The organism is Curtobacterium sp. MMLR14_006, from assembly GCF_001864985.1.
GTDB lineage: Bacteria > Actinomycetota > Actinomycetes > Actinomycetales > Microbacteriaceae > Curtobacterium.
This window is the reverse complement of record NZ_MJGU01000012.1, coordinates 57,763-70,463: the sequence shown is the minus strand read 5'-3', so window position 1 is coordinate 70,463 and position 12,701 is coordinate 57,763. Positions and strand designations below refer to the sequence as shown.

At 73.7% G+C, this 12,701-nt stretch carries 13 protein-coding genes; 10 read left to right on the top strand and 3 right to left on the bottom strand.

Features of this window, described 5'->3' with window-relative positions:
• The first annotated feature begins 33 nt into the window (after window positions 1-33).
• The 4 genes from BIU94_RS03950 (at window position 34) to BIU94_RS03935 (ending at window position 5,518) form a co-directional block, all read left to right on the top strand.
• Window positions 34-936: a LysR substrate-binding domain-containing protein gene (locus BIU94_RS03950; protein WP_071256171.1), complete on the top strand. Its 903-nt coding sequence runs from the start codon at window positions 34-36 to the stop codon at window positions 934-936.
• A 137-nt stretch (window positions 937-1,073) separates the two neighbouring features.
• Window positions 1,074-2,987, top strand: coding sequence for a hypothetical protein (locus BIU94_RS17710; RefSeq protein ID WP_071254442.1), 1,914 nt, complete (start codon window positions 1,074-1,076; stop codon window positions 2,985-2,987).
• A 226-nt stretch (window positions 2,988-3,213) separates the two neighbouring features.
• On the top strand, window positions 3,214-4,806 hold the full coding sequence (locus tag BIU94_RS03940; RefSeq protein ID WP_071290553.1) for a putative Ig domain-containing protein: 1,593 nt from the start codon (window positions 3,214-3,216) through the stop codon (window positions 4,804-4,806).
• Window positions 4,807-4,885: 79 nt separating this feature from the next.
• Window positions 4,886-5,518, top strand: coding sequence for an FMN-dependent NADH-azoreductase (locus BIU94_RS03935; protein WP_071256167.1), 633 nt, complete (start codon window positions 4,886-4,888; stop codon window positions 5,516-5,518).
• A 32-nt stretch (window positions 5,519-5,550) separates the two neighbouring features.
• On the opposite strand, the gene BIU94_RS03930 is transcribed toward BIU94_RS03935, so the two are convergent.
• Entirely contained in the window at window positions 5,551-6,594 is a 1,044-nt protein-coding gene (locus BIU94_RS03930) for an MBL fold metallo-hydrolase (RefSeq protein WP_175472187.1), read from the bottom strand.
• 408 nt (window positions 6,595-7,002) lie between these two features.
• Between BIU94_RS03930 and BIU94_RS03925 the strand changes: the two genes are divergently transcribed.
• From BIU94_RS03925 to BIU94_RS17700, 3 genes are all read left to right on the top strand, one after another.
• A complete protein-coding gene (locus BIU94_RS03925) occupies window positions 7,003-8,046 on the top strand; it encodes an ATP-dependent DNA ligase (RefSeq protein ID WP_071254435.1) in 1,044 nt (347 codons plus the stop codon).
• A 125-nt stretch (window positions 8,047-8,171) separates the two neighbouring features.
• Complete coding sequence (locus BIU94_RS17705) at window positions 8,172-8,333, top strand: hypothetical protein (RefSeq protein ID WP_175472186.1); 162 nt, start codon at window positions 8,172-8,174, stop codon at window positions 8,331-8,333.
• The gene (locus BIU94_RS17700) at window positions 8,330-8,473 is read left to right on the top strand and encodes a hypothetical protein (RefSeq protein ID WP_175472185.1); all 144 of its coding nucleotides are present in this window, start codon (window positions 8,330-8,332) and stop codon (window positions 8,471-8,473) included. Before BIU94_RS17705 ends, BIU94_RS17700 begins: the two co-directional genes overlap by 4 nt.
• 6 nt (window positions 8,474-8,479) lie before the next feature.
• On the opposite strand, the gene ligD is transcribed toward BIU94_RS17700, so the two are convergent.
• The gene (gene ligD, locus BIU94_RS03915; protein ID WP_071254431.1) at window positions 8,480-9,490 is read right to left on the bottom strand and encodes a non-homologous end-joining DNA ligase; all 1,011 of its coding nucleotides are present in this window, start codon (window positions 9,488-9,490) and stop codon (window positions 8,480-8,482) included.
• 32 nt (window positions 9,491-9,522) lie between these two features.
• Here ligD and BIU94_RS03910 point away from each other — a divergent pair, with 32 nt between their 5' ends.
• Genes BIU94_RS03910 through BIU94_RS03900 form a run of 3 tightly spaced genes read left to right on the top strand, consistent with a single transcriptional unit; the run spans window position 9,523 to window position 12,176 of the window.
• Window positions 9,523-10,371 carry a DUF429 domain-containing protein gene (locus BIU94_RS03910; protein WP_071254429.1) on the top strand — a complete coding sequence of 283 codons (849 nt, stop codon included), beginning with the start codon at window positions 9,523-9,525 and terminating at the stop codon, window positions 10,369-10,371.
• Between the two features lie 9 nt (window positions 10,372-10,380).
• Window positions 10,381-11,583: a glycosyltransferase gene (locus BIU94_RS03905; protein ID WP_071254427.1), complete on the top strand. Its 1,203-nt coding sequence runs from the start codon at window positions 10,381-10,383 to the stop codon at window positions 11,581-11,583.
• A complete protein-coding gene (locus tag BIU94_RS03900) occupies window positions 11,580-12,176 on the top strand; it encodes a uracil-DNA glycosylase (protein WP_071254425.1) in 597 nt (198 codons plus the stop codon). The genes BIU94_RS03905 and BIU94_RS03900 overlap by 4 nt, the downstream gene beginning before the upstream one ends.
• A 9-nt stretch (window positions 12,177-12,185) precedes the next feature.
• Here the strand turns inward: BIU94_RS03900 and BIU94_RS03895 are convergent, their stop codons facing one another.
• Entirely contained in the window at window positions 12,186-12,614 is a 429-nt protein-coding gene (locus BIU94_RS03895; RefSeq protein ID WP_071254423.1) for a hypothetical protein, read from the bottom strand.
• Window positions 12,615-12,701: the final 87 nt, after the last annotated feature.

The window sequence follows — 12,701 nt, the reverse complement described above, 5'->3', positions numbered from 1 at the left end:
ATGAGTACCGTGAAGCTGTACTACCGTGTCGACATGCTCGACGTCCGCCGCCTCGTGCTCCTGCGGGAGCTCTCCATCCGTGGCACGATCGCGGCCGTCGCCGAGGCGGTGAACTTCACGCCCTCGGCCGTGTCGCAGCAGCTCAGCGCCCTGGAGCGCGAGGCCGGCGTGCAGCTCCTCCGCAAGGCCGGGCGACGCCTGCAGCTCACCCCGCAGGCCGAGGTGCTCGTGTCCGCGGCCGGGCACGTGCTCGACGTGCTCGAGCAGGCGCAGGCGCAGGTCGAGGAGACCCTGCCGGCGGTGCAGGGCCGGGTCCGGGTGGCGGTGTTCCAGTCAGCGGCGCTCGCGCTCATGCCGAACGCCCTGCACGAGATGGCGACGGAGCACCCGGACGTGCGGGTCGAGATGGTGCAGCGCGAGCCGGAGACCGCCCTGAACGAGACGTGGGCGCGCGACTTCGACATGGTCATCGCCGAGCAGTACCCGGCACACGCCGCACCCCACTTGTCGGGGCTCGACCGCTCCGACCTGACGACGGACGCCGTCCGCCTGGCGCTCCCCCCGCTCGACACCGCGCTGCTGCCGGTGTCGTCGCTCGAGGACGCCGCGGCCATGCCCTGGGTCATGGAGCCGCGGGGCACCGCCTCACGGCACTTCGCCGAGCAGGTCTGCCGACGTTGGGGCTTCGAGCCGGACGTCCGGTACGAGACCGCCGACCTGCAGACGCAGATCCGGCTGGTCGAGTCCGGCAACGCCGTCAGCCTGATGCCCGACCTGATGTGGACGGGCCGGACGACGACCTGCCGGCTGCTCGACCTGCCGGAGCGACCGCGGCGCACGATCTTCACCGTCGTGCGGACCGCGGGGTCGTCCTCGCCGGCGGTCCGGGCGCTCCGCGCCGCGCTCGAGCGGGCAGCCGCCGCCGTCGGCGACTGACCCGTCCACCCCGGTCTGCCCCTGACCGGCGTCGTGACCGAACCGAGACCCGGGGGTCCGTCAGGATCGGTTCGCGCACGACACCTCCTGGATGAGGGCACCAGCCGGTGCCCCGACCGGCATCCGAGGGGGATCCCGTGAACCAGCCCTGCACCTCCACCACGCGACGGGTCGCCGCCATCGGCGCGGCCGTCGCCATCGTCACCGCGTCGTCGGCGTTCGGCGTCGGCGCCGCGACCGCCGTCGCGGCCGAGCCCACCGCCGCCACGAGCACCGCGAGCAACCCGAGCACCGGTACACCCGTCGCGCCCGTCTCGACGGTCGACACCGACGACCGGCCGGGAGGCCCGTCCACCGACCCGACGTCGGCTCCCGCCCCTGAGACGGCGACACCGCAGCCCGCGGCACCCGAGCCCGCGGCACCTGGAACACCTGCGACGCCCGCAGCATCCGCGACGCCCGCAGCGCCCGCAGCAGCCGACGCACCCGCCGCGCCCGCGACGCCCGCCGACGAGCCGGACGCGGCGGCCGAGGACGGCAGCGACCTCGCCTTCACGGAACCGTCGACCGCGGACGACCCGATCGAGCTCACCGCCACGAGCGGCACACCCTTCACGCACGCGTTCCCGACCACCGGCGGCGACGGCACCGTCGGCTACGCCATCCAGGACGCCCTGTCCTCCGACTACTGGGTCGACGTCGACACCGGTGTGTTGAGCGGCGCCCCGAAGGAGGCCGGGACCTTCCGGTTCCAGGTCGTCGCCCTGAGCGGCTCGACCGAGGTCACGCAGTACGTCGAGCTCACGGTGGCGCCCGGTGACCCGGTGGGCGTCACGTTCGCCGTCGCCACCCCCGACCACGACGGCATGTGGCAGGTCGAGACCGACGGCACGATCTGGGAGCAGGCCTCCGGTCAGGGCCGCGTCCGCACCGTGCCGAGCGTCCCCGTCGCCGAGGACACCCCGCTCACGCTCGCCGGGCTGGCGGTCGACGCGAACGGCAACCGGACCACGCCGGGTCCGGCCTACCCCCGGTCGACGGTCACGAGCACGGACGACTCCGACGCTGCGGTGTGGCACGACGGGGACTCCTCGAACACCGTGACCTTCGGCGGGCCCGGCACCCGGACCCTGACGGTGTCCGAAGGGGGCGTGTCCACGTCGTTCGAGGTCGTGGTCGGCGCCGAGGACACCGACGAACCCGCCGCGCCGGACACCATCACGTTCACCGAGCCCTCGTCGCCGGAGTCCCCGATCCGGATCGAGACGACGGCGGGCGAGGAGATCGAGCGCACCTTCACCGCGACGGGCTCGTCGACGGAGCTGCACTACGTCCTGCTGAGCGGGCCGACCGCGTTCCCGGTGCCGGGCAACCAGTACCCGACGGCCCCCGACGGTCTCGCCGTGGGTGACACGAGCGGCGTGCTGAGCGGCACGCCGACGGTGGCCGGCTCGTACGACTTCCAGGTCATGGCGGTGAACGGTTCCCGGGCCGCGACGGCGTACGTCCACCTGGTGATCCGGCCGGCGGCGACCAGCGGCATCCGGCTGCTCGTCGGCGTCGTCGGTACGCCGCGGGCGTGGCTGCAGGACGAGGACGGGCTCCGCGAGGTCTTCGCCGAGAGCACCGAAGTCGTCCCCACCGATGCCGTGCCCGCGTCACAGGGTTCGACGATGCACCTGCGCGTGACGCCGGTCGACGCGTACGGCAACGAGGCCGCCGGTGCCGACGACCGCCGGCCCGTCGTGACGAGCAGCGTCGCCAGCGACGAGGTCACGCTGCCGAACGGTGCGTTCGAGCCGCGCATCAGGTTCGTCGACGCGTCACGACACATCGTGACGGTCACGATCGACGACGTGTCGGTCCGTGTCCCGGTCGAGATCTCCGCCACGGTGGCGGCACCCGCCGCGACCACCCCGGGCGCGGGCGCAGGCACCGGACGACTGGCGTTCACCGGCGCGGACCCGTCGTCCCCGCTCGCGTGGGCACTGGGCCTGCTCGCCGCAGGCGGCGGCCTCCTGGTGCACCGTCTGCGTCGCCGACGCGCCTGAGACGCGACCACGGACGGACGGGAGGCACGGGGCGGCGCCGCCCCGCGCCTCCCGTCCGTCGTCCCGCACGTGCGGACCGGCGCGCGGTGCCCCCAGCCCGGGTCACATTCGCGTCTCGGCGCCCGTTCCGGCGTGATCGCCCCGCTACGATCCGAGAACGCCGACGAATTCTCGGCAGATGTACATGATCCGGCGAGCCGCCGGACCTGAACCCTGGGGGGAACCCGTGCACCGCAGCACCTCCGCCGTCCGTCGCGCCTGCGCCGTCGGCACCACCGTCGCGCTCGTCGGCCTGACCACCGGACTCGGCATCATGACCGCGACCGCCGCCAGCGCCGCCGAGCCGCTCGACACGACGCAGCCCGTCGTCACCGAGGAGACCCCGGCCCCGGCGCCCTCGGACGAGCCGGCCCCGTCGGACAGCCCGGCGCCGGCGGACGAGACGCCCGCTCCGCAGGTCCCCGCCGACGAGCCGACCACCCCGGCCACCACCGAACCGGCTGCGCCGGTGTCGCCCGCAGCGCCCGCAGCGCCCGCACCCGAGGCGACCGCGAAGCCGGACGCCACCCCGACGCCGGACGTCACCGTGCAGGCCGAGGACGCGACCGTCACCATCAAGGGGAAGCCGAAGGTCGGCTCGCTGCTCAGCGCCGTGACGACCGGGTTCGACAGCGACCTCGGCTACACGTACGCGTGGAAGGACGCCAACGGTCTCGTCCTGTCGAAGACCGCCACCTACGAGGTCGACCCGACCGACGTCCGCACCACCATCACGGTCGCCGTCACCGGCACCCTGCCCGCCGCGACGGAGACCACCACGGTGACCTCCGAGGCGACGGCCCCCGTCACCCAGGACCCGGCGTTCCTCGCCGCGGACGGGACCCCGACCACCGAGGGCACCAGCCGGAAGCACCCGCTGCAGCTGACGGCCACGGCCGGTGACGCGTTCTCGCACGTCTTCCGCGCCCAGGGCTCGCCCACGCCGACGTACGCGCTCGCCTGGTTCGACCCCGACGACGCCGAACTCGCCGAGGAGTACCCGGAGGACGACTGGTCCCCGGCGGACCAGCTGCCGGAGGGCCTCGCGTTCGACGCCTCGACCGGTGAGCTCAGCGGCACCGCGACCGACGCGTACGACTGGGAGTTCGCCGTCACCGCGACGAGCGGCACCGAGTCCGTCACGCAGTACGTCCAGCTGAACGTCGAGGCCGGCGCACCGGCGGGGATCATGGTCTACACGACCGACCGAGCGGGCCTGTTCGACGAGGACGAGGACTTCGACGACCGGAAGATCTGGATCGTCCAGCCCGACGGCAGCGTCATCACCGTCGGCGGGCCCGAAGGCTACGCCGAGGGCGGTCGCCCGACGATCAAGCAGGGCGGAACGCTCATCGTCGCCGGCGGCCTCGTGGACCGCTGGGGCAACTTGGCCGGCGACCTGGACGAGGACGCGCCCGTACTGCTGCCGACCGTCTCGTCGGACGTCGCGAGCGACGTCATCGCACCGGACGCGGAGTACGGAGACGCCGGCATCGTCAACGTCACCTTCCCGCACGCGTCGGTCCACAATCTGACCGTCTCGTCGGGCGACTTCAGCACCGCGTTCGCCGTCGACGTCCAGCCGACCGCGGTCGCGCCCGTCGTCGCGCCGAAGCCGGTCCCGGCTGCGTCGCCGGTCACCCCGGTGAACACCGGTGGCCAGCTCGCCTACACCGGTTCGGACGCCACCGGGGCCCTGCCCTGGGCCCTCGGCCTGCTCGTGGCCGGTGCCGGCCTGGTCGGTGCCCGCGCCCTGCGACGCCGCCACACCCAGCGCTGACGCACGGTCACGAACGGCCCCGCGGTCCCGTCCAGGGACCGCGGGGCCGTTCCGCGTCCGCGCCGGTAGCGTGGGCGGCATGCCCTCGCTGCTGCACATCGACTCCTCGGCCGACCGCTCACACTCCCGATCACGGGCGCTGACCGCCGCGTTCGCCGACGCCTGGCGTGCCCGTGGCCCGGAGTACACGGTCGTCCGGCGCGACCTGCACGCCGACCAGCTGCCCCACCTGGAGACCGCCGCCCTGCACTGGGCCGCCGCGGACCGCACCGCCGACGAGACCGTGCCGCCCGAGGCCGAGGCACTCCGCCAGCAGGTCATCGACGAGCTGCTCGCCGCCGACGTCGTCGTCATCGGCGCACCGCTGTACAACTACACGGTGCCGTCCACGCTCAAGGTCTGGATCGACCGTGTGCACGTGCCGGGTGTCCTCGCCGGGGACGTGCAGCCGCTGGCCGGTCGACCGGTCGTGACCGTGGTGAGCCGCGGCGGGACCTATGACGTCGGCACCCCGACCGAGGACTGGGACCACGGCTCCCCCGTCCTGCACCTCATCCTCGGGACCGCCCTCGGCATGCAGCACCACCCCGTCACCGTGAGCGCGACCCTCGCCGACCGGCTGCCCGACCTCGCACCGCTGGCCGACCACGCCGCCGCCGCGTTCGCCGACGCGGAGACCACCGTTCGACGACTGGCCGCCACGCTCGGCTGAGCGAAGGCGCGGCCGCGGCCGCGCCGGAACGGTCAGGCGGGACGGATCTCGTCCGACCGCCCGAGCAGGCCGACGTGGAACGCGGTCTGCGTGACCGCACTCGCCAGCAGGAACCCGGTCATCGACCCGATGCCCCCGCTGAACGGCACCCGCGCCGCGACCTCGAACAGCGTCGGCCGGTCGAGCGCGTCGAGCGCCGCTGCGACGTGCCGTGACCGTTCCTCGCGGTGCCGCGCGAGCACCCGGGCGCGGGACACGACGTCGTGGAACCGGTACTCGTGCCCCGGGCACACCTCGAGGTCGGCGTACGGCTCGAGCAGCGCCAACGAGGCCAGGTAGTCGCCGAGCGGGTTCGTGACGGTCCGACCGCCGAGACCGATCCCCGAGTTGATCCGGGGCAGCACGTGGTCGCCGGTGAACAGCAGGCCGTCGGCCTCGTCGACGAAGCACACGTGCCCCGCCGTGTGCCCGGGGGTCCACAGCGTCCGGATCAACCGCCCGGGGATCGGTAGCTCGTCGGCGTCCGCCAGCAGCAGGTCGGCGAACGGCTCCTCGGCACTGCCGAGCCCGATCCGCCGCCCGCTCCCCCACGCCGCGACGACCCCGGCACGGAGGTCTCCCGGCAGGCCCCACGTCGCGATGTCGGCGTCGTTGGCCACTGCGTCCGACCGCTCGCGCCGGAGCCCCTCGACCTCCAGGCCGTGCATCGCGACCCGCGCCCCGGTCCGGCGCCGGATCGCGGCCGCCGCGCCGAGGTGGTCGGCGTGCAGGTGCGTCACCGCGACGAGCGACACCTCGTCGACCGAACGGCCGACCGCGGCGAGCGCCCCGTCGAGCGCGTCCAGGTCCCCGTCGGCCGACCAGCCGGGGTCGATGACGGCGAGCGAGCCGTCGGTCCCCTCGACCACGTACACCAGGGTGGCGTCGACGACCCCGGAGCGGAACGGGACGGCGAGCGTCCAGATGCCCGGCCGGACCTCCTCGACGGGTGGCAGCACACCCTCACGGAGTGCGGCGGCCTGCACGGGGCTGATCGGTTCCGGCGCCGGCGCTGCCGGTGGTGGCTCGGTCGTCACGCCGGCCACCCTACCGACGCTGGTCGCACGGCCGGGGTGATCCGGGCCTCCTGGCCGCACCTGGTGAGCAGAAGACGTCGGGTCGTCGCACCGGACCCGACGTCTTCTGCTCACGAAGTGCGCAGCGCACCCCGCCCGCCCCGCCTGCCGATGGTGAGCAGAAGATGTCGGGTCGTCGCACCTGACCCGACCATTCCTGCTCACCGAGCGCGACCGGCCGGGGCGACCCGCGCCTCCTGGGCGCCCCCGGCCCGTCCCGCCCGGCCCGCCTGCACATGGTGAGCAGAAGATGTCGGGTCGTCGCGCCGGACCCGACATCTTCTGCTCACGAAGCGCGCAGCGCCCCGCCCCGCGCCACCCCGCGCGCAGCGACGCGAGCGCGCGGCCGCACCCGAGTACACAGGACCCATGACGATCGCACCGATGCTCGCCAAGGCCGTCGCCGAGGTACCGGAACCCGACAGCGTGGCCGGCGGGCTCCGGTACGAGCCGAAGTGGGACGGCTTCCGCGGCATCGTCACGATCGACGGGGACGACGTCGAGATCGGCAGCCGCGGCGCGAAGCCCCTGACCCGGTACTTCCCCGAGCTCGTCGAGGCGTTCCGCGCCCAGTTCGGCGGCCGCGACCACCCGGTGGTGCTCGACGGCGAGGTCGTCCTGCGGTCCGGCGAAGCGGGCGCGGAGCACCTGGACTGGGAGGCCCTGTCGCAGCGCATCCACCCGGCGGCCTCGCGGATCGCGAAGCTCAGCGCGGAGACGCCGGCGCAGTTCGTGGCGTTCGACCTGCTCGCCGTCGACGGCGAGGACCTGGTCGACCGGCCGTTCGACGAGCGCCGGGAGCGCCTCGAACAGCTCGCCGGCGGCATGACGGACCCGCTGTTCGTCACCCGGACCACGCTCGACGTCGAGCAGGCCCGAGAGTGGCTCACCACCTTCGAGGGCGCCGGGCTCGACGGCGTGGTCGCCAAGCGTCGGGCGAAGCCGTACGAACCGGGCAAGCGGACGATGCTCAAGATCAAGCACCACCGCACCGCGGACGTCGTCGCGATCGGGTACCGCGTGCACAAGAGCGGCTCGGGGGTCGGGTCGCTGCTGGTCGGTCTGTACGGCGAGGGCGGCGAGCTCCGGCAGGTCGGCGGCGTCTCCGCCTTCTCGGACAAGCGCCGACTCGCGTTGGTCGACGAGCTCGACCCCGTCGTCCTGCGCGATGCGGACGGGAGGCCCGTCACCGGTGACGGGGAACGCTCGCGGTTCTCGTCGGGTCGCGACACGTCGTTCGTCCGGCTGGCGCCGGAGCGGGTCCTCGAGGTCCGGTACGACCAGATGGAGGGCGACCGATTCCGGCACACCGTGCAGTTCGAACGGTGGCGTCCCGACCGCGACGCCGGGTCGTGCGGGTTCGACCAGCTGGAAGTCCCCTCCGCCTACGACCTGCGGGACGTACTGACGTAGGGAACGGGCGTTCTGTCCGTTTTTCGCTCAGCGTTCCAAGTAGTTAGGCGAACTAGTGAAGGCGTGGCAGCATGGGGACCAGCAGCACGCATCCATCCCGGATGCCACAGATCGGAGCGGTCGACATGAGCACCAGCACGCTGGTCCGCCAGTCACGGCGGAGTCCCTTCTCGGAAGTACGCGAGGCCCGTCGGCAGCGCACCCTGCAGCTGAGCGCCCTCGTCAGCGGCATCGCCGGCGTGACGGCCACCGCGCTCGCACTCATCACGATCGGGCTCGGCTCGTGATCGTCGACGGCATCAGCGACGCGAACCGCGGCACCTGGTCGCGCCTCACGCGCCTGCACACGGCGTCCGTCGGTCTGCCGATGCACACCACCCGCGTCGAGGCGACCGCCCCGACGCCGGACGTGCGCAACGCCGCCTGACCCGACTCAGGTCGTCTTCTTCGCCCGCGAGGGCTGCACGCGCGGCGGTTCGCCGGGCATCTTCGGGAAGTCCGGCGGGAACGGCAGCTCCCCCAGGCCGTCCGCCAGGTCGCGGTCCCACCACTCCAGCAGCGGTGCGATCGAGCCGGGGGTCTCGCCCATCGTCTGCCACGGGTCGCCCATCGACCGCAGCCGCTCCGGCACGGTCCGGACCGTGAACGCCGTCGGGTCGACGTCGGGCAGCTCGTCCCAGGTGACGGGCGTGGACACCGACGCGTGCGGGAGCGCCCGCGGGCTGTAGGCACCGGCCATCGTCCGGTCCCGGTTCGCCTGGTTGAAGTCGACGAACACGCGCTGGCCGCGCTCCTCCTTCCACCACGCGGTCGTCACCCGGTCCGGCATGCGCCGTTCGAGTTCCCGTGCCGCAGCGATGACGGCGTGCCGCACGTCGAGGAACTCGTGCTCCGGGGTGATCGGCGCGAACACGTGCAGGCCGCGGTTGCCGCTCGTCTTGATCCACGTGGTCAGCCCGACCTCGTCGAGCACCTTCCGGAGCTCCTGCGCCACCGGCACGGTGTCCGAGAAGTCCGTGCCGGGCTGCGGGTCGAGGTCGATGCGGAGCTGGTCGGGGTGGTCGCTGTCCCCGGCTCGCGAGGCCCACGGGTGGAACACCACCGTGTTCATCTGCGCAGCCCACACCGCCACGGCCGGCTCGTCGACGACGAGCTGCGGGTGGGACCGGCCGCTCGGGTACGTCACCGTCACGGAGCGGACGTAGTCGGGAGCGCCCTTCGGCGGGTTCTTCGAGAAGAACTGCTCGCCGTCGATGCCGCCGGGGAACCGCTGCAACGAGATCGGGCGGTCGCCGTTCGCCCGGACGAAGGCGTCGCCCACGTCGACGAGGTACTGCGCCAGGTCGCCCTTGGTGATGCCCGCCTCGGCCCAGAGCACCCGCGAGGGGCTGCTGATCCGGACCTCGCGGTCGCCCACGCGGACCGTCGTCGCTTCGCTCGCCATGCAGCGGACCGTACACGGGGCAGGATGGACGGGTGAGCGACTACCTCGGCGTGGACCTGGCGTGGGGGCTCGGCACCCCGGACCGCGCGCCGAACGAGACCGGCCTGGTCGCCATGGAGGCCGACGGCACCGTCACCGACGCCGGCTGGGCCCGCGGGGTCGACGCCGTCGCCGCGTGGATCACCGCACACGTCGGCCCGCGGACGCTCATCGCCGTCGACGCCTCGCTCGTCGTGACGAACCCCACGGGCATCCGCGAGGCCGAACGCCAGGTCGGGCAGCGCTACGGCCGGTGGAAGGTCGCGGCGAACCCGACGAACCTGGCGTCCGCGGCGAGCGCCGGGGCCCGGCTGCTCGACGTCCTCACGGCGCACGGCATCGGGTACGTGTCGTCGACGGCGGCCATGCGGGCGCGCACCGGCCCGGTGGCGTTCGAGTGCTACCCGTACACGACCCTGGTCGGCGTCGAGGAGCTCGGCTACGACGTCGAGCGACCGCGCTACAAGCGCCTCGACCTGCGCATCCCCGCCGCCGAGGCGCGGACCCGCCGCGCTGCCGCCTTCGACGAACTCGTCCGTCGGCTGCGGGAGACCCCGCTCGACCCGCCGCTGTCGCTCGACTCCCACCCGCTGACCGCCGGGCTCGCCGACCCGTCGGTGCTGCACGGTCCGACGCACAAGCACCGCGAGGACCTGCTCGACGGCGCCCTGTGCGCCTGGACCGCCGCGTTCTGGGAGCGGCACGGCGACGACCGCGTGCAGGTCCTGGGTGGCGATCCTGCACGCCGGGCAGGCCTCCCGGCCGACCCGGCGGACGAGGCGGGCCGCCAGCCCGTCGTGGTGGCGCCGGCACGCCCGTCGCAGCGGGGGCCGCGCGGCTAGGCTGGCTCGGTGAGCACCACCACCGAACCCCTGCGCATCGGGCTGGTGTCGCTGCACACCTCCCCCGGCGACGAACCCGGCTCGGGCGAGGTCGGCGGGATGAACGTCGTCGTCCGACACCAGGCCGAGGCCCTGGCCGACCTCGGCCACCACGTCGACATCGTCACCCGCCGGTCGGCCCCGAGCCAGCCGGACTCGGTGTCGCTCGTGCCGGGCGTGTGCCTGCGGTTCGTGTCCGCCGGTCCCGCGCAGCCGGTGCCGAAGGGCGAGCACGACGCCTTCATCGAACCGTTCCGCCGCGAACTCGAACAGCTCGGCCCGTACGACGTGCTGCACTCGCACCACTGGTTCTCCGGCGCAGCGGCGTTGCCCGTCGCCCGGGAGCGCGGCGTGCCGCACGTGCAGTCCTTCCACTCGATCGCCGCCGACCCAGAGACCCCGCTGTCCGAGGGCGAGCGCCCCGAGTCCGCCGGGCGCATCGCCGGCGAGGAACTGCTCGCCCAGGGGTCCGACGCCGTCGTCGTGGTGTCCGAGGCCGAAGCCGCCACCGTCCGCACGCGACTCGGCGGCGACGACGCCCGCATCTGGATCGTGCCGCCGGGCGTCGACGGTTCCGTCTTCCGCCCTGCCGGATCGAGCGCGCGCCGTGCCGCCACGCCCTACGTCGTCGCGGCGGCCCGCGTGCAGCCACTCAAGGGACTGGACCTGGCGATCGAGGCGATCGCCGGCATCAGCCAGGAGGCCCGCCCCACCCTGGTCATCGCGGGCGACGCCTCGAGCGAGGCGGGCGACTACGTGGACGAACTGCGTCGGCTCGCCGCCGCGCACGGCATCGCCGACCAGGTCACCTTCATCGGGCCGCAGTCGCGCGCCGACCTGGCGTTCCTGTTCCGCGGCGCGGCCGCCGTGCTCGTGCCGTCGCACTCGGAGACGTACGGACTCGTCGCGCTCGAGGGCTCGGCGTCCGGGGTGCCGGTCGTCGCCGCCGCTGCCGGCGGGCTGCGCGAGGCCGTGGTCGACGGGGAGACGGGCGTCGTGCTCGAGTCCCGCGACCCGGCGGTGTGGGCGGCGGAGATCGAACGGATCCTGACCGACGAGCAGTACGCGGCTGGCCTGGCCTCGGCGGGGCGGGAGCACGCGGAGCGGCTCAGCTGGGAACGGTCGGCGTCCGGCCTCGAAGCCGTGTACCGCCGGGTGCTCGGACGCCCGTGATCGACCAGCGCTTCTGGGACGCACTCGACGCCGTCCCGGTCGAGCCCGACGCCGAGGCGCTCTACGACGTCCGCTCCGCCGAAGGCCGCCTGCGCCGCGAGAACCTGTCCCGGTACCTCGACCGGCTCGCACCGTCGGCGGACACCCTGCTCGTCGCCGAGGCCCCGGGCTGGCGCGGGATGACGAACACGGGGATCCCCTTCACGAGCATGCGGGAGCTGGGGCCGGAGTACCTCGTGCCGCCGGAGCCGACCGCACCGTGGGAGGCGTCGTCGCGCGTCGTGCACGCCGCACTGGCGGATCGGAGCGGCCCGCTCCCGGTCGCGTGGGCGATCTTCCCGCACCACCCCTTCGTGGCGCCGGACCGGCTGACGAACCGGACGCCGCGCCCTGCCGAGGTCCGTTCGGGCGCCTCGGTGGCCCTCGCCCTGCTCGAGGCCCTCGGCGGTGTCGACCGGGTCCGCGTCGTCGCGGTCGGGCGGAAGGCGCAGGGCGCGCTCGCACTGGCCGGCATCGACGCGGTGGCCGTCCGGCACCCGGCACAGGGCGGTGCCCGGCAGTTCACCGAGCAGGTACGGGCACTGCTGCGCTGAGCCCCGGTGTCAGGCGGAGCGGACCTCGACGCCCTTCGCCTGCAGCCGCTCGGCGACGTGGGCCGGCAGCGGTGCGGCGACGAAGACGGTGCTCAGCTCCGGCAGGTCCAGCACGTCGTCCCAGTTCTGCGGGTCGAAGCGGTCGTCGGAGCCGTCCCAGCCGGGGTGCACGTCCTGCAGCACCTCGAGGTCGGAGTCGACCGTCAGCTCGGTGACCAGGGCCAGCTGCGACGGCAGGAGGTCGAGGTCGTCGTAGTACTCGCGCGCCCGGTCGTCCTGCCCGTCGACGTCGAGGTCCTCGCCGGTCTCGTCCTCGGCATCGGGGTCGTACGGGTCGAGCACGTCGAGGTCGTAGCAGAGGACGTCGAGCACCAGCAGCTTCGCGTTGAAGTCGGCGAACTCGACGGGTTCCTCGGTGGTGTTCGAGTCGTGGTCCATGGCCCGGAGCGTATTCGCCGGCGGGTCACCGTGTTGCGATCTCGAGAAACCTTCCTGTGGGACTGGACAGGATGCCCTGCCCCGCGA